At 66.8% G+C, this 15225-nt stretch carries 17 protein-coding genes; 13 read left to right on the forward strand and 4 right to left on the reverse strand.

Translation table 11 applies throughout. From position 1 onward, the window contains the following. Positions 1 to 146: 146 nt before the first annotated feature. A complete protein-coding gene (locus tag PIGHUM_RS16565) occupies positions 147 to 1145 on the forward strand; it encodes an Lnb N-terminal periplasmic domain-containing protein (protein ID WP_124080673.1) in 999 nt (332 codons plus the stop codon). 9 nt (positions 1146 to 1154) lie between these two features. Here the strand turns inward: PIGHUM_RS16565 and fusA are convergent, their stop codons facing one another. Next, entirely contained in the window at positions 1155 to 3272 is a 2118-nt protein-coding gene (fusA, locus tag PIGHUM_RS16570; RefSeq protein WP_124080674.1) for an elongation factor G, read from the reverse strand. Positions 3273 to 3681: 409 nt separating this feature from the next. Between fusA and PIGHUM_RS16575 the strand changes: the two genes are divergently transcribed. From PIGHUM_RS16575 to PIGHUM_RS16590, 4 genes are all read left to right on the forward strand, one after another. Further along, a complete protein-coding gene (locus tag PIGHUM_RS16575; RefSeq protein ID WP_124080675.1) occupies positions 3682 to 4635 on the forward strand; it encodes a Bug family tripartite tricarboxylate transporter substrate binding protein in 954 nt (317 codons plus the stop codon). An 84-nt stretch (positions 4636 to 4719) separates the two neighbouring features. After that, positions 4720 to 5202 (forward strand): tripartite tricarboxylate transporter TctB family protein, encoded by a 483-nt coding sequence (locus tag PIGHUM_RS16580; RefSeq protein WP_124080676.1) that lies wholly within the window; start codon positions 4720 to 4722, stop codon positions 5200 to 5202. Then, on the forward strand, positions 5203 to 6690 hold the full coding sequence (locus PIGHUM_RS16585) for a tripartite tricarboxylate transporter permease (RefSeq protein WP_124080677.1): 1488 nt from the start codon (positions 5203 to 5205) through the stop codon (positions 6688 to 6690). Positions 6691 to 6861: 171 nt separating this feature from the next. Beyond that, positions 6862 to 7860, forward strand: a complete 999-nt coding sequence (locus tag PIGHUM_RS16590) for a Bug family tripartite tricarboxylate transporter substrate binding protein (protein ID WP_124080678.1) — start codon at positions 6862 to 6864, stop codon at positions 7858 to 7860. Positions 7861 to 7885: 25 nt separating this feature from the next. On the opposite strand, the gene PIGHUM_RS16595 is transcribed toward PIGHUM_RS16590, so the two are convergent. Both PIGHUM_RS16595 and PIGHUM_RS16600 read right to left on the reverse strand, forming a co-directional pair. Further along, complete coding sequence (locus PIGHUM_RS16595) at positions 7886 to 8410, reverse strand: chromate transporter (protein ID WP_124080679.1); 525 nt, start codon at positions 8408 to 8410, stop codon at positions 7886 to 7888. Further along, a complete protein-coding gene (locus tag PIGHUM_RS16600) occupies positions 8407 to 8994 on the reverse strand; it encodes a chromate transporter (protein WP_124080680.1) in 588 nt (195 codons plus the stop codon). Before PIGHUM_RS16600 ends, PIGHUM_RS16595 begins: the two co-directional genes overlap by 4 nt. Positions 8995 to 9195: 201 nt before the next feature. Here PIGHUM_RS16600 and PIGHUM_RS16605 point away from each other — a divergent pair, with 201 nt between their 5' ends. From PIGHUM_RS16605 to PIGHUM_RS16630, 8 genes are read left to right on the forward strand one after another with little or no spacing between them, the layout of a single operon-like run. Then, a complete protein-coding gene (locus tag PIGHUM_RS16605) occupies positions 9196 to 9498 on the forward strand; it encodes a PqqD family protein (protein ID WP_160142318.1) in 303 nt (100 codons plus the stop codon). A gap of 31 nt (positions 9499 to 9529) precedes the next feature. Next, positions 9530 to 10651, forward strand: coding sequence for a PqqD family peptide modification chaperone (locus tag PIGHUM_RS16610; RefSeq protein WP_222929267.1), 1122 nt, complete (start codon positions 9530 to 9532; stop codon positions 10649 to 10651). Positions 10652 to 10669: 18 nt separating this feature from the next. Next, positions 10670 to 10828, forward strand: a complete 159-nt coding sequence (locus tag PIGHUM_RS23930) for a hypothetical protein (RefSeq protein ID WP_160142319.1) — start codon at positions 10670 to 10672, stop codon at positions 10826 to 10828. Positions 10829 to 10854: 26 nt separating this feature from the next. Beyond that, positions 10855 to 11007, forward strand: coding sequence for a hypothetical protein (locus tag PIGHUM_RS23935; RefSeq protein ID WP_160142320.1), 153 nt, complete (start codon positions 10855 to 10857; stop codon positions 11005 to 11007). Positions 11008 to 11052: 45 nt separating this feature from the next. Next, positions 11053 to 12624 carry a glycosyltransferase gene (locus PIGHUM_RS16615; protein WP_124080682.1) on the forward strand — a complete coding sequence of 524 codons (1572 nt, stop codon included), beginning with the start codon at positions 11053 to 11055 and terminating at the stop codon, positions 12622 to 12624. Further along, positions 12621 to 13604 carry a phosphoenolpyruvate carboxykinase (ATP) gene (locus PIGHUM_RS16620; RefSeq protein ID WP_124080683.1) on the forward strand — a complete coding sequence of 328 codons (984 nt, stop codon included), beginning with the start codon at positions 12621 to 12623 and terminating at the stop codon, positions 13602 to 13604. The genes PIGHUM_RS16615 and PIGHUM_RS16620 overlap by 4 nt, the downstream gene beginning before the upstream one ends. A gap of 31 nt (positions 13605 to 13635) precedes the next feature. Next, entirely contained in the window at positions 13636 to 14496 is an 861-nt protein-coding gene (tehB, locus tag PIGHUM_RS16625; RefSeq protein ID WP_124080684.1) for an SAM-dependent methyltransferase TehB, read from the forward strand. A gap of 60 nt (positions 14497 to 14556) precedes the next feature. Further along, positions 14557 to 14739 carry a hypothetical protein gene (locus PIGHUM_RS16630; RefSeq protein WP_124080685.1) on the forward strand — a complete coding sequence of 61 codons (183 nt, stop codon included), beginning with the start codon at positions 14557 to 14559 and terminating at the stop codon, positions 14737 to 14739. A gap of 2 nt (positions 14740 to 14741) precedes the next feature. On the opposite strand, the gene PIGHUM_RS16635 is transcribed toward PIGHUM_RS16630, so the two are convergent. Continuing rightward, a complete protein-coding gene (locus PIGHUM_RS16635; protein WP_425466735.1) occupies positions 14742 to 15116 on the reverse strand; it encodes a low affinity iron permease family protein in 375 nt (124 codons plus the stop codon). Between the last annotated feature and the right edge of the window lie 109 nt (positions 15117 to 15225).

Here is a 15225-nt window from a genome sequence, read left to right on the forward strand (position 1 = left end):
GAAGCGGAGAACGTCGCCGACAACTGTACCAGCTAGCGCGCGGCCCCATCGGTCCACCGCGACAAAAACCCGCCGCGGCATGGACTCGCGCACACGCGCCCGGACGCAGCGGGTAAGCTAGCGGCTGCCTCCCGCAATCGCCCGCCATGCTGCGCACCTATCTGCCGATCGCCCTCGCCGTCCTGGCCATTGTCCCCACCACCTTGTGGAGCGCGTTCGCCCTGCGCTACCAGGCTCCCGGCCCGGCGGCCGCCAAGACCGCTGCGGCGCTGCTGGCGGCGCTGTTCGGCCTGGCCATGCTGTGGCTGGCGCTGCGCGGCCGGCCGGGCTGGGCGCTGGCGGCGCATGCCGCCGCGTTCTGCCTGCTGCTGGTCTGGTGGCACGGCATTCCGCCTTCCAACACGCGCGACTGGGCGGACGACGTCGCCCGCATGACCACCGGCCGGGTCGAGGGCAGCGTCGTCACGCTGGAGCAGGTGCGCAACTTCGACTGGCGCAGCGGCACCGACTACACGCCGCGCTGGGAAACGCGCAGCTACGACCTCGACCGGCTGGCCAGCGTAGACCTGTTCCTGTCCTACTGGACCATACAGCCCATCGCCCACACCCTGGTCTCGTTCGGTTACGACGACGGCCGCCAGCTCGTGTTCTCGGTCGAGATCCGCAAGGAACGCCACGAGGCTTTCTCGTCCATAGGCGGCTTCTTCAAGGAGTTCGAGACCAGCGTGGTCGCCGCCGACGAACGCGACATCGTCCGCGTGCGCACCAACGCCCGCGGCGAAGACGTCTACCTCTACCGCGTCGCCATGCCGCGCGCGGCGATGCGTTCGCTGTTCCTGCAATACATAGAAGAGGCCAACCGGCTCGTCGCCCAGCCGCGCTTCTACCACACCATCACGGCCAACTGCACGACCATCGTCTACCACATGGTCAAGCGCATCATTCCCCGCCTGCCCCTGGACTACCGCCTGATCCTGGCCGGCTATCTGCCCGGCTACATCTACGACATAGGCGGGCTGGACACCTCGCATACCCTGGACGAACTGCGCGAACGCGGCCGCATCACCGAGCGCGCGAGAGCCGCGGGCGACGCCGCGGACTTCTCCCGGCAGATACGGCGCGGCGTGCCGGGCATTCCGCAATAAAGGCGCACGTCAGCGCGCAGGGGGGTGTCCTCCCCGCTGGCCGATCACCGCATCGGCCACCGCCTTGGGCACCTCGGCGTAGTGCTTGAACTCCATGGTGTAGGTGGCGCGGCCCTGCGTCAGCGAGCGCAGCGTGGTCGAATAGCCGAACATCTCGGCCAGCGGGACCTCCGCGCGCACCAGCTTGCCGCCCCCGCCGGCGATGTCCTCCATGCCCTGCACCATGCCGCGCCGGGACGACAGATCGCCCATGACGTTGCCCATGAAATCCTCGGGGGTCTCCACCTCGACGCTCATCATCGGCTCGAGCAGCACCGGCCGGGCGCGCCGCATCGCCTCCTTGAAGGCCATCGAGCCGGCCATGCGGAAGGCGTTCTCGTTCGAGTCCACGTCGTGGTACGAACCGAAGGTCAGCCGCACCCGCACGTCCACCACGGGATAGCCCGCCAGCACGCCTGCCTTCAGCGTGTCCTGGATGCCCTTGTCCACCGCGGGGATGAACTCGCGCGGCACCACTCCGCCCTTGATCTCGTCGACGAATTCGTAGCCGCCCGACGGCAGGGGTTCGAGCGCGATCACCACGTGGCCGTACTGGCCGCGCCCGCCCGACTGCTTGATGAACTTGCCTTCGACGTCGCGCACCGCGGCTTTCACGGTTTCGCGGTAGGCCACCTGGGGCTTGCCCACCGAGGCTTCGACGCCGAACTCGCGCTTCATCCGGTCGACCAGGATCTCCAGGTGCAGTTCGCCCATGCCGGAGATGATGGTCTGCCCCGACTCCTCGTCGGTATGGACGCGGAACGAGGGATCCTCCTGCGCCAGGCGGTTCAGCGCCATGCCCATTTTTTCCTGGTCGACCTGGGTTCGGGGTTCGACCGCCTGGGAAATCACCGGCTCGGGGAACACCATGCGCTCCAGGATGATGGGCCGTTCCGGGTCGCACAGCGTATCGCCGGTAGTGGCTTCCTTGAGTCCCACCGCCGCGGCGATGTCGCCGGCGTAGACTTCCTTGATCTCGCGCCGCTCGTTGGCGTGCATCTGGACGATGCGGCCCAGCCGCTCGCGCTTGCCCTTGAGCGGGTTGTAGACGCTGTCGCCGGACTTGACGATGCCCGAGTAGACGCGGAAGAAGATCAGCTGGCCGACGAACGGGTCGGTCATGATCTTGAAAGCCAGCGCCGAGAACGGCTCGTCGTCCGCCGGATGCCGCTCGATCTCACCGCCGCGCTCGTCCTCGCCCTCGATGGCGGGCACGTCCAGGGGCGACGGGAGATAGTCGATCACGGCGTCGAGCATGGCCTGTACGCCCTTGTTCTTGAACGCGCTGCCGCACAGCATGGGCACGATCTCGCCCGCCACGGTGCGCTTGCGCAGCCCGCGCTTGATCTCGTCCTCGGTCAGCGCCTCGCCGTTCAGGTACTTGTCCATCAGCGCATCGTCGGCCTCGGCCGCCTCGGCCAGCATCTTGTCGCGCCACTCCTCGGCCACGGCCTGCAGGCCGGCGGGGATGTCGCGGTATTCGAAGCGCACCCCCTGCGTGGCCTCGTCCCAGATGATGGCCTTCATCTTGACGAGATCGACCACGCCCTCGAAATGGTCTTCCGCGCCCACCGGGATCTGCACGGGCACGGCCCGGCCTTTCAGCCGCTCGACGATCTGCCGCTGCACGCGGAAGAAGTCGGCGCCGACGCGGTCCATCTTGTTGACGAAGGCGATGCGCGGCACCCCGTACTTGTTGGCCTGGCGCCAGACGGTCTCGGACTGCGGCTGCACCCCGCCGACGGAGTCGTAGACCATGCAGGCGCCGTCGAGCACGCGCATGGAGCGCTCGACTTCGATGGTGAAATCCACGTGCCCGGGCGTGTCGATGATGTTGATGCGGTGCTCGGGATAGTTGCCCGCCATGCCTTTCCAGAAAGCGGTGGTGGCGGCCGACGTGATCGTGATGCCGCGCTCCTGCTCCTGTTCCATCCAGTCCATGGTGGCATTGCCGTCATGGACCTCGCCGATTTTGTGATTGACCCCGGTGTAGAACAGGATGCGCTCGGTCGTGGTGGTCTTGCCGGCGTCGATGTGCGCGCTGATGCCGATGTTCCGGTAGCGCTCGATGGGGGTCTTGCGGGTCATGGCGGCCTCGTCGTGAAGGTGGACAGGAAAGCGCGCGGTAGACAAGTTTGCACCGGATCGGCATGGCGCGGAAAGGCGATTACGCCACACTCGCCACGACGCTCCTGCCGGCTGGCGCGCATCGTAGTAATCTGGCTCCTATATATGGGTGGTTTGCTCAAGACAAACTGAAACAGAGCGCATCTCCTTGTCAGTTCCTTCGGGAAGACGGGAAAGCATCGCGCCTGCCGCCTTCTGCGCAGAGAGGTTTCCCCGCTGGAGGAGGCTGCGCCGCCTCCGGTTTTTTGCCGCCGGGCCGTCCCAAGGCAAAAGCGCCCCCCTCGGGGGCAGCTCCGCCGAAGGAGAAGCGTGGGGGCATTTTTCACAGGGCGGCGTGGCCGCCCTTACCTTCCGCAGCAAGGAGACATGCATGAAGTTCGTCAAGAAAGCGGCGGTGGCCGTCGCCCTCGCCGTTGCGCCGCTGGCCGTGCTGGCCGCTCCCGCCAAGGTCATGGCCCCCGGCGGCCCGGGCGGCGGCTATGACGGCGCGGCCCGGGTGCCGCTGCAGGTGATGCAGCAGACCGGCATCTTCACAGACGGTTTCCAGGTCACCAACAAGGGCGGCGCGGGCGGCACCATCGGGCTGGCGGAGTTCGTCCGCACCGGCAAGGGCGACGACAACGCCATCATGTCCATGGGCGCCATCCTGATCGGCGCCATCATCACCAACAAGTCGCCGGTCACCCTGGACCAGACCGTGCCGCTGGTGCGCCTGACCGACGACGCCGGCGCGCTGGTGGTCGCCGCCAACTCGCCCATCAAGAGCGTGGCCGACGCGGTCGCCGCGCTGCGCGCCAATCCGGGCGGCACCGCCGTGGCGGGCGGCTCCATCGGCGGCACCGACCACGTCACGGCCGCGCTGCTGGCCAAGAGCGCCAAGATCGATCCGACCAAGATCAATTACCTGCCCTACACCAGCGGCGCGGAAGTCGTCACCTCGCTGGCCAGCGGCCAGGGCAAGATCGGCATCTCCGGCCTGTCGGAGCTGAAGTCCTACGTCGACCAGGGCCGCATCCGCGTCATCGCGGTCACCTCGGAAAAACGCCTGCCCGGCGTCGAGGCGCCCACGCTCAAGGAAAGCGGCCACGACGTGGTCATCGGCAACTGGCGCGGCATCATCGGCGCCCCGGGCATGAGCAAGGCCGGCCGCGACATGTGGCTGCAGCGCTTCGCCAAGCTGCACGCCTCGCCGGAATGGAAGAAGGCGCTGGCCGATCGCGGCTGGGACGACGCCTACCTGGCGGGCGACGATTTCGCCGCCTTCCTCGCCCAGGAAAAGACCCGTCAGACCCAAGTCCTGAAGGACGTCGGCCTGGTCAAGTAAGCCGCTTCGCATCCGCCGTCCCGCCCGCCGGGACGGCGGGCCTGTCCGTCACGGAGCCCTTCGGGCTCCATCGGAGACCATGCAATGACATACTCCCGCAAGCGCCCCTGGTGGCTGGGCGCCGCCGTCGTGCTGATCGGCGCCGTCTGGCTCTACGAAGGCGGCTCCATGCCGCAGATCGGCGGCTACGCGGCGCTCGGCCCGGGTTTCTTCGTCAGCGTGATCGGCGGCGCGCTGATCGTGCTGGGCCTGGTGCTGCTGTTCCAGATCGCCCGCGGCGAAGACTTCACCCCACAGGAAGCGGAGAACGTCGAGGCCGACGCCGGCGCGTCCCGGCCCGCGCTGCTCTGGGCCGCCGCGGGCGCCGCCCTGCCCCTGCTGACCATGCAGCCGCTGGGCTTTCCGCTTACCGCCATGGGCTCCTTCGCCCTGGTCACCCGCGCTTTCGGCTCGCGCCGCCTCGTCTTCGACTGCGCGATCGGGCTGGTGCTGGGCCTGGTCTGCTGGTTCGGCTTTTCCAAGCTCGGCGTGGGCCTGGGCGGGCTCTTTCCGCCGGCGGGGTGGTAGATGCAGACCTTCCAAGCCCTGCTGGACGGGTTCGGCATCGCGCTGCAGCCCATGAACCTGGTGTGGGCCTTCGTCGGCTCGCTGCTGGGCACGGCGATCGGCGTGCTGCCGGGCATCGGGCCGGCGCTGACCATCGCGCTGCTGCTGCCGGTCACCGTGCAGATCGCGCCGACGGCGGCCTTCATCATGTTCGCCGGCGTGCTCTACGGCGCGATGTACGGCGGCTCGACCACCTCCATCCTGCTCAACGCCCCGGGCGAGAGCGGCTCCATGATGACGGCCCTGGAAGGCAACAAGATGGCCCGCAGCGGCCGCGGCGCCGCCGCCCTGGCCACCGCCGCGCTGGGCTCCTTCGTCGCCGGCACGCTGTCCACCTTGGCGCTCAGCTTCGTCGCGCCCGCCATCGCCGAACTGGCCTTCGTGTTCGGGCCGGCCGACTACTTCGCGCTGATGATCCTGTCGTTCACCTCGGTCGCGGTGGTGTTGGGCGCATCGCGGGTGCGCGGCTTCATCTCGCTGTTCCTCGGCCTGGCAATGGGCATGGTGGGCATAGACGGCCAATCCGGCCAGGCGCGCCTGGCCTTCGGCTCGCCCGACCTGCTCGACGGCATCGAGCTGACCGTCGTGCTGGTGTCCCTGTTCGCGGTCGGCGAGATCCTCTACGTGGCCAGCCGCTTCAGCAAGGCGCCGCCGCGGATCAACCCGCTGGCGGGCGGCACCTGGATGACGCGGCAAGACTGGAAGCGTTCCTGGAAGCCGTGGGTGCGCGGCACCGCGCTGGGCTTTCCCATCGGCGCGCTGCCGGCGGGCGGCACCGAGATCCCGACCTTTCTTTCCTACTCCATCGAGCGGCGGCTCTGCAAGCACCCGGAGGAGTTCGGCAAAGGCGCGATCGAAGGCGTCGCCGGCCCCGAAGCCGCCAACAACGCCGCGGCCGCGGGGATACTGGTGCCGCTGCTGACGCTGGGGCTGCCCACGTCCGCCACCGCTGCCGTGCTGCTGGCGGCCTTCCAGAGCTACGGTTTGCAGCCCGGCCCCTTCCTGTTCACCAACAGCGCGGATCTGGTCTGGGGGCTGATCGCCTCGCTGTACGTGGGCAACCTCATGCTGCTGGTGCTGAACCTGCCGCTGGTCGGGCTATGGGTGCGTCTGCTGCTGATTCCCCGCCCCTATCTCTATGCCGGCATCCTGGTGTTCGCCATGGTGGGGATCTGGGGCGAAGCCACCTCGTGGACCGACCTCGCGCTGATGTTCGGCGTCGGCGTGATGGGCTACGTGATGCGCGTCTACGATTTTCCCATCGCCCCGGTGCTGATCGGCCTGATCCTCGGCCCGATGGCGGAAACCCAGCTGCGGCGCGCCCTCGCTGTCAGCCAGGGTGATCCGGTGGTGCTGGTGTCCACGCCGTTCGCCGCCACGATGCTCGGGCTCGCCGCCCTGGCGCTGGTCCTGCCGGCGCTGCTGCGGCGCATGCGGCGCAACGCTTGAAGCAGGCACGCGTGCCCCGCGTGCCTGCCGCCTTGAAACAGACCCTCCGCGCCAACTGCAGTATAAAAGCGGTCTGGCGCGATTCCGCCCGCGCCCCATGGCCGCCCGGCGGCCCGGCGCCCGATTGGCGCCCCGCAACGGGCTCACCTCAATCCATTCCTGAAACACACCATGAGCTCTTCGCACCCCTGTCCGGGCAGGCGCGCCGCCGTGGCACTCGCCGCCGCCTTTGCCGCAACGGCCGTGGCTCCCGCTGCGCTGGCCGCCGGCTACCCGACCAAGCCCATCACCATCATCGTGGCCTACGGCGCCGGCGGCGACACCGACGCCATGGCCCGGCTGTTCGGCGAAAAGCTCAGCCACCGCCTGGGCCAGCCCTTCGTGGTCGAGAACCGCGCCGGCGCCAGCGGCATCATCGGCAGCAACTACGTCGCTCGCGCCAAGCCCGACGGCTACACCCTGCTGCTGGCCCCCAGCACCTTCGCAATGGCCACGCACGTGGTCAAGACCGACTCCGCCGCAACCTACGACCCGGTCAAGGACTTCGCGCCCATCACGCAAACCGCTTCGCAGCCCCTGCTGCTGGTCGCCAGCCAGGCCTCCGGCTACACCTCGGCCGCCCAGGTGGTCAAGGATGCCAAGTCGGGCAAAGCCCTGACCTATGCCAGCCCCGGCTCGGGATCGCCCATGCACGTGCTGGGCGAGGTGTTCAACCAGGCCGCCGGCATCAAGCTCTCGCACATCCCCTACAAGGGCGTAGCGCCGGCCGTCAACGACCTGCTCGGCGGCCACGTCCAGCTCTCCTGGATGACCTTCGGTCCGGTCGAACCCTACCTGGCCTCGGGCAAGATCCGCATCCTGGCCAACGGCGCCGCCGAGCGCACTCCGCTGGCCCCCGACGCCCCCTCGATGGCGGAACTGGGCTACAAGAACATCAACGTAACGGCCTGGCAAGGCCTGTACGCGCCCAAAAGAACGCCGGAAGAGGTGGTGCGCACGCTCAACGCCCACATGGTCGAAGTGCTGAAAATGCCCGACGTGATAGAGAAGATGCGCGTGTTCGGCGCCTTCGCCACGAACAGCACGCCCGCGCAGTTGGCCAAGCTGACCGCCGACGACTACGCCTACTACGGCAAGGTCATCAAGGAGTTCGGCATCCAGGCCGACTGAGCGGCGGCAGCCGCCTGGGGCGGGCCTACAGCGCCACCAGGAACACCCCCGCGCCGACCCCCAGCATCAGCAGGGGGCTGATGCGCGTGAACATCAGGATCAGCGTGGACGCCGCCGCCACGCCCCAGGCCCACGCCCCGCCTTCGGCCGCCCGCAGAACGGTGCACGACGCCGCCAGCACCATGCCCGCGGCGACCGGCACCAGCCCGGCCTCGATGGCGCGTATGCACAGCGTGTTCTTGTAGCGGGTCCAGACGTGCGCCAGCGCGAAAACCAGCAGCGAACTGGGGATGAATATCGCCGCCGAGGCCAGCAGCGCGCCGGCCAGCCCCGCCGCCTGCCAGCCCACCAGCGTCACCAGCAGCGCTCCCGGCCCCGGCAGGATGCGGGACAAGGCGAACAAGTCCATGAACTGCCCGTTCGTCATCCAGCCATAGACCTCAACCGATTGGCGGTGGATGTCCGCCACGATGCTCTGCCCGCCGCCCACCGTCAGGAAAGACAGCGGCAGGAATACCAGCACCACGTCCAGCAGCTTTTGCAGGTTCATGGCGCCTCGCTCGCACGCAGCTTCAGGTAGGCCATCAGGATGGACAGCGGCGCCATCGCGCCCACGACCCACAACAGCGGCAGACGCAGCAGGAAGATTCCGCAAAACGTGATCACCAGCACCGCGACCGAGGGTGCGCTGCGCGCCGCCCGGCTGGCCGCGCGCAGCCCCGTCTGCAGCGACAACCCCACCGCCGCCGCGGCGACGCCGGCCAGCGCCACGTGCACGGAATCGGTCTTGGCCACGGCCGCGAACAGGCCGACCACCACCAGCGCCAGCGCCATGGTCGGCAGTACCAGCCCCAGCGCGCCCACCAGCGCGCCGCATCCGCCGCGCAGCCGGAACCCCAGCCAGATCGCCAGATTGATCACATTGACGCCGGGAAATGCCTGCGCCAGCGCCAGCCCGCTCAAGAACTCGGATTCCGACAGCCAGCGCCGGCGCTGCACGAATTCGCGCAGCATCCAGCCGCTCAGTCCGCCGCCGAAGCTGGTCAGGCCTATCTTCATGAATGCGACGAATATGTCGGAAATCGAGGGTACGGGGGGGAGGTCGGGCGGCGGAGTCTGGGGACGGGAGGTCATGAATGGACAGGAAGGGGGCAAACCGTCGTCATATTACGGATTTGAATTGTCGAATAGCTTAACGCCGGGGCCGCCGGCGTACCACCTATGAATCACGGCAGAATCATGGCGTCTCCTCCGCACGCAGGGCGGTCGATCTGGTCTATTCTTCCGCAACAACCGGCCGATAATCTCCTACGCCCGGATTTCACCGCCACTGCCATGTCTGCCAGCGCATCCCACTCGTTCATCCGCAATCCCTCGCTCATTGGCGTCCCCTCCGGCGACCACCTCGTGATGATGAGCATAGACACGGGCAGCTACTACGATCTGAACGGAACGGGCCGCTTTATCTGGGAATCCCTGGAAACGCCCCGCCGGTTCGAGGAAATCTGCCTGCTCGTCGGGCAAGCCTACGAGGTCTCCGGCGAAGCATGCGCCCTCGCCGTCCAGGGGTTCCTCGACAGAATGCTCGCCGAAGGCATGATCCAGACCGCGCCCCAGGCCGGCACTACCGCCGCCTGACCACCCCGCGCATCCGCGCACTGAAAAAAATATGCCCGCCACGCTTTATTTCCTGCCCGAAGAAGTCCTCTTCGGCGAGACCCAAGGCCGCGTCGTCGCCGCCCGCCGCAACCATACCGACGACTGCTGGGCCGTCAACCAAGTCTCCAAACGCGTCCTGGAGCATTTCGAGCGGCCGATCGCGCTCGAGGACGTATGCCTGCGCATCGTCAACGAGTTTGCCGTGGATGCCGCCACGTGCCGGGCCTCGATCGAACCGGTCTTCGCGAAGCTGGAGGCGATGGGGTGGATCGAACCCCTGCCTGCCCCCGGCTCCGGGGATTCCATGCGGCAGCCTTATCTCGAATTGCTCAAGCGCGCCCTGGTCAACCTCATCTATCCGGAACACGAATTGCGCATGCGTTTCCTGGCCGGCGCCGAAGCAGCGCCGACCCGCCAGGCGCGGGACCGCGAGCTGCGCGACATTCGCTGGCGCGAACCGGAACGCTACGCGGAGCTCATCCGGTGCAAACAGGTCGGCGGCGTGCTGCACGGCGAGCCCACGCGCGATTCCCACACCATGGTCGGCCTGCGGCGGCTGGACAATATCGAGTATTGCGCGCGCCATGTCTTTGCCGACGGCGTCCCCGGGGATTTCCTCGAAGCCGGAGTATGCCAGGGCGGCGCTGCGATCTACCTGCGCGCCCTGCAGGTCGCATTCGGCCAGGGCTCGCGGCGCACCTGGGTCGCCGATTCGTTCCAGGGCCTGCCGCCCCCATCGGAGCCGGCCGACGAAAAACTGGATCTGACCGAGCAACGCTTCCCTTGGCTGTCCATCAGCGAAAAAGCCGTACGGGAGAATTTCCGGACCTATGAGCTGCTGAGCGATCAGGTCCGTTTCCTGGGCGGCTGGTTCGACCAGTCCCTGCCCGGATCCGACACCGGACCGCTGGCCCTGCTGCGCATCGACGCCGACCTGTACCGGTCCACCCGCGACGTGCTGGACGCGCTTTACGCGCGCGTGCAGCCGGGCGGATACGTCATCGTGGACGATTACCACGCGTTTGCGGCTTGCCGGCAGGCCGTCGACGAATTCCGGCAAGCGTATGGTATCGCCGACACATTGCGCACTATCGACTGGACAGGTGTATTCTGGCGCAAAACCGCTCAATGAGTTTGAAAGGACAAGATAATGAAAGAAATTCTCAATAAAGAATTCGAGACGCCAATTAATGAACAAACGGCTGAGAAACTGTCTTTCGAACCGCCCCGGTTCGAGAAGGTCGATGTATCCATGACAGAGCTCGGTCCCGGTCCGTTCAACGGCGACTTCGATACGTATGGATCGTAAATAAACCCCTAGCCGGAGAAATTGATATGAACCCGAACGATCGTACTGATGGCGCCACGGCGGAACAGCATCTCGACAAACGACCTTTCGAAACGCCGACGCTGGAAAAAATCGACGTTTCCATGACAGAGAACGGCTTTCCCGGCATCGGAACAGATTTCGGCATGTACGCGTCGTAAACGAACCTGTGTTCCCTGAGCGCCGAAACACTTTCGAAGCCCGCATTGCCCAAGCATCATATTTTATGGCTGCACAACGATAGTCGCCATGGAGAGAACTATGGCAATCATCTGCAGCGTGTCGTCCGCGCCATAGAACTGTGGCGGGACGACCACGAGTTCGAAGCCTCGGACGCCCCGCTTTCCTCTCTCGACGCCTGCGACAGGGCGCTGGCGGCGGACATTCTCGTCATCGTCCAGCTCGGCCAGCCTCCGGTGGAAGGCATCATCCGGGAGCGCAAGCGCCTTGGCCGTCCCACCGTCTTCGAAATCAACGACGACATTTCGCAGATCGGCGACTGGCTGCCCTCGGCCAGCCTCGTCCACAGTCCGCTATGGCGGCAGCGCGTCTTGAACAATGCCCACGCCTGCGATGCCGTCCAGTTCGCGTCGGAAGGACAAGCCCGGCGCTTTGCCGTCGTGCACGAGCGCCGCTGGGCCGCGGATCCCTATGTCCCCGTTCCCGATGTGCTGCCGGCCAAGCCGGACGGCTTCGTGCTCGGCTGGGCGGGAACCAGCACCCATCTCGATGACCTTCTGCACATCGCGCCTGCATTGGCGGATTTTCTGCAACGGCATCCCGATGCCAGATTCGCGGCGATGGGCAATGAGGCCGGCCTGCGGCCGGTGCTCGCCCAACTGCCGCCGGGCCAGGTCAGCCAACGCCCGTTCGGCGACTACCCTGCATTCCAGGATTTCCTGAGCGGTCTCCACGTCGGGCTCGGGCCGTTGCTGGACACGGGCTTCAATCGAGGCCGCAGCGACGGCAAGTTCGCCCAGTACGCCGCGGCGGGCGCAGTGGCCGTGCTATCCGATCATCCCGTATTCGGCCCCCACCGGGATCGCGCCCTGCTTTTCGCCACGCCCCGGCAATTGACCGGCCACCTCGACCACCTGCACGCCAACCCGGCACGGCGCTCCGATATGGCAAGAATCGCCTTCGATTGGGTCGGCCGGCATCGCAGCCCCGCGGCCATCCGCTCGGATTTGCGCCGGCGCTTCCACGCATTGCTCGGCGGCCGCCCGCCTTCTCCCCCACACCGGCGGAACGACGCCTTCGAGGAAGCGGCGAACCTGCTGGAACGGGCCCATGCGGCTCGCCGGCTCGGCAGGCACGACGAAGCACTGCGCGATTGCCGGCGCTTGCTCGCCGCCGACGCGCAATGCCACGCGGCGCGCTGGCTGGCGCTTTCCATCCTGTACGAACGGCAAGACTACGAACAGGTTCTCGCGCTTGCCGACGAGGCGTCCGACGCGCCCTGCCATCATGATCACGTCGCCGCGCTCGCCCTGGCTTCGGCGAGCCGGGCGGCTCCCTCGCGCAAGGCGGAGCTGTTGCAGCGCATCCGATGCGAGGCCCTCCGGCTCCGCCTTTCCGATGTCCGGCCCGGCCAATTGGAATCCCGCTGGCGGGCGGTGCTCCGCGACACGCCGTTCGACCATTTCGCGCTGTTCGGCCTGATCGGCCTGCTGCGGCGGCACACGCCGCAGAGCGCCGAACTGCATCGCCTGCTGGATTGCGCCGACCTCCTCGATCCGAGAGCGGTCGCAAACCTGAAGCAACCGGCCTGCGCATGACAGCCCTGTACCACTACCGCATCTATGGCCGGCACCTGGCCTGCAATCGCCGCCTGCCCTGCGTCGAATCCGCCTCCTGCGCCAAACCCGATTTCGTCGTTTCCTATCGATCGGACCCGTCCCGGCCGCTTGCTGACGCCCCTGCTGCGGCCGTCTGCGACCCGATTACCCGGGAACTGGTCTGGGAAGACCGGGATCGTTCTTTCCACCTCCGCTACACCGATCCGCTGAACGGATCGCGTCTCGAGTTCACCATCTCCGCCGATGGCGCCTCGGTGGCCGTGGACTGGGACGAAGCCGTCCTGGTCGACGACATCCATCGCGTCTTGCTGGGGCCGGTATTCGGCTGGCTGCTGGCGCAGGCCGGCACCGTGGCCCTGCACGCCAACACCGTCGCCGTGGACGAGGGCGCCTGCGTGATTTGCGGACATTCCGGCGCGGGCAAATCGTCGACGACCGCGGCCATGGTCGCGGCAGGCCATCCGCTGCTCGCCGACGACATCGCCGCGCTGGATCCGCAGGCCGGCGCAATGGCGGTGCACCACGGCTATCCGCACCTGCGGCTGTGGCCGGACACCGCCCAGGCATTGGGGCCGGACTGGAAGAATCTCCCGCTCGTCTTTCAACGCACGGCGAACGTAGGAGAAAAATACTATCGCGACCTTGCCGACATGCCCGGGCTCTTCCGCGCTTCGGCACTGCCGCTGCGCGCGATCTACCTGCTCGGCCCGCGCATCGCGGACCGAAGCGCCATCCGGGTGGACAGGCTGGCGAACGCGCAGGCCATCCCGCTCCTGTTGAAAAACCTTTACCTGGGGCTGTCGGCGCAGCGCCATGCGCGCATGGCGCAAAGCCTGCCGTGCATTGCGGAGCTGGTTGAACGCTGCCCGGTGTTCACGGTACAGATGCCCGACGGGCTCGATCGGCTCATCATGTCGGCAGAAGCCTTGGCCGAACACGCCGCGTCGCTTCACGCCTGACCCGTCTACGCATCCCGCCAGGAGACGCTCCATGCCAGACCTGCTCGTCTACAAAACCCTTCCCGTCTGGAACGCCCGGACGCTGCCCGAGGCCTTCCAGCGCCGCCACAACACCCAAGCCGGCACCTGGGCGCAATTGACCGTGCTGCGCGGCTCGCTGGAATTCGCCACGCTCGACGAGAACGACGGCGTCACCGGACACTGGACTTTCACGCCCGACCGCCAGCCTCCGCGCATCGCACCGGAGCAATGGCACCGCATCGCCGGCTTCAGCCCCGATCTCGAATGCCAACTGGAATTCCTGTGCGTCCGCGAAGACTACTTCGCCAAGAAATACCGGCTCGCCCGCACCCATTCCGAAGTGGTCGAGGCCGCATCCCGCCTGCCGGCGGGCCGGGTCCTGGATCTCGGCTGCGGCAACGGCCGCAACGCGCTGTACCTCGCCATGCAGGGCTTCCAGGTCGAGGCCTGGGACCGGGACGCCGAACGCGTCGACAACGCCCGCCGCATCGCCCAGGCGGAAGACCTGTCCATACGCTTCGAGCAGGCTGACCTGAACCATGCCCGGATTCCGGGCACCTACGACCTCATCCTCAGCACCGTCGTCCTGATGTTCCTCCAACGGGCCACCATTCCCGGGCTATTGGCCGACATGCAGCGCGCCACCGCGCCCGGCGGCTGCAACCTCATCGTGGCGGCCATGGACACCCCCGATCATCCCTGCCCCGTTCCCTTTCCGTTCACCTTCAAGCCCGGCGAACTGGCGGGCTATTACACGGGTTGGGAGCTACTCAAATACAACGAAAATCTCGGCTCCCTGCACAAGAACGACGAACACGGCAAGCCTATCGTCCTGCATTTCGCCACCCTGTTGGCGCGCAAACCGGCGTAGAAGGAAGCGCCGCAGGAACGGCGCTTGCTGGTTTCAGCGCCTCTTCCACGGAGGCACATCATGACGAACAAACCCGTACCGCCCGGCGAACCGATGAACGACCGCGCCACGCAGTTCGACGGCAATCCGAACGCCCTGCCGACCGAGAACGACGTCTTGGGCCCCAAGGACGATACGCCCCCGTTTCTGAAGAAAAAAGAGGGGCCCAAAAAAGACGAGTCCAAGAATCCGCCGGCCCGATAAGCTCAATCGCGCGTATCGGCGGTCTTGGCAAAGTGCTCTGCCAGCGCATGGTAGCGTTCGCTCAAACGGCGCAAATGCTCTTCGTCGAGTTGCTCGACCGCTACCAGCTTGGAATTCGCCCCTTCCATCGCGCCCAGCAACTCGTCCAGTTTCAGATGCAGCGCGGCGCTGTCCTTGTTCTGGCCATGCTGGATGACGAAAACCATCAGGAAGGTGACGATGGTCGTTCCGGTATTCACGACCAGTTGCCAGTTTTCCGAGAAGCCGAACAGCGGACCGCACAGCCCCCAGACGATGACGGCACAGCAGGCAAGGCCGAACGCCGCAGCGCTGCCGGAAGCGCGCGTAGCCAGCGCGGCAAACCGGTCAAAGGTCATTCCCAAGCGCCTTGTGGCGCAATATCTCGACACATCTTTCCCCATAACGTCCGGCAATGGCCGTCCGCATTCTGCGAGCTTGCCGAATGCCGCCGCGTTGCGGGGTGAG

Origin of the sequence: Pigmentiphaga humi (genome assembly GCF_900606115.1) — a bacterium.
Taxonomy (GTDB): Bacteria; Pseudomonadota; Gammaproteobacteria; order Burkholderiales; family Burkholderiaceae_B; genus Pigmentiphaga; species Pigmentiphaga humi.

Excerpts from the sequence above, each read along its gene's own strand:
- PIGHUM_RS23930 (WP_160142319.1), top strand. The coding sequence starts at position 10,670 with ATGAAAGAAATTCTCAATAAAGAATTCGAGACGCCAATTAATGAACAA.
- PIGHUM_RS16600 (WP_124080680.1), bottom strand. The coding sequence starts at position 8,994 with ATGACCTCCCGTCCCCAGACTCCGCCGCCCGACCTCCCCCCCGTACCC.
- PIGHUM_RS16605 (WP_160142318.1), top strand. The coding sequence starts at position 9,196 with ATGTCTGCCAGCGCATCCCACTCGTTCATCCGCAATCCCTCGCTCATT.
- PIGHUM_RS16630 (WP_124080685.1), top strand. The coding sequence starts at position 14,557 with ATGACGAACAAACCCGTACCGCCCGGCGAACCGATGAACGACCGCGCC.
- PIGHUM_RS16585 (WP_124080677.1), top strand. The coding sequence starts at position 5,203 with ATGCAGACCTTCCAAGCCCTGCTGGACGGGTTCGGCATCGCGCTGCAG.
- PIGHUM_RS23935 (WP_160142320.1), top strand. The coding sequence starts at position 10,855 with ATGAACCCGAACGATCGTACTGATGGCGCCACGGCGGAACAGCATCTC.
- PIGHUM_RS16565 (WP_124080673.1), top strand. The coding sequence starts at position 147 with ATGCTGCGCACCTATCTGCCGATCGCCCTCGCCGTCCTGGCCATTGTC.
- PIGHUM_RS16575 (WP_124080675.1), top strand. The coding sequence starts at position 3,682 with ATGAAGTTCGTCAAGAAAGCGGCGGTGGCCGTCGCCCTCGCCGTTGCG.
- fusA (WP_124080674.1), bottom strand. The coding sequence starts at position 3,272 with ATGACCCGCAAGACCCCCATCGAGCGCTACCGGAACATCGGCATCAGC.
- PIGHUM_RS16590 (WP_124080678.1), top strand. The coding sequence starts at position 6,862 with ATGAGCTCTTCGCACCCCTGTCCGGGCAGGCGCGCCGCCGTGGCACTC.
- PIGHUM_RS16610 (WP_222929267.1), top strand. The coding sequence starts at position 9,530 with ATGCCCGCCACGCTTTATTTCCTGCCCGAAGAAGTCCTCTTCGGCGAG.
- tehB (WP_124080684.1), top strand. The coding sequence starts at position 13,636 with ATGCCAGACCTGCTCGTCTACAAAACCCTTCCCGTCTGGAACGCCCGG.
- PIGHUM_RS16580 (WP_124080676.1), top strand. The coding sequence starts at position 4,720 with ATGACATACTCCCGCAAGCGCCCCTGGTGGCTGGGCGCCGCCGTCGTG.
- PIGHUM_RS16595 (WP_124080679.1), bottom strand. The coding sequence starts at position 8,410 with ATGAACCTGCAAAAGCTGCTGGACGTGGTGCTGGTATTCCTGCCGCTG.
- PIGHUM_RS16620 (WP_124080683.1), top strand. The coding sequence starts at position 12,621 with ATGACAGCCCTGTACCACTACCGCATCTATGGCCGGCACCTGGCCTGC.
- PIGHUM_RS16635 (WP_425466735.1), bottom strand. The coding sequence starts at position 15,116 with ATGACCTTTGACCGGTTTGCCGCGCTGGCTACGCGCGCTTCCGGCAGC.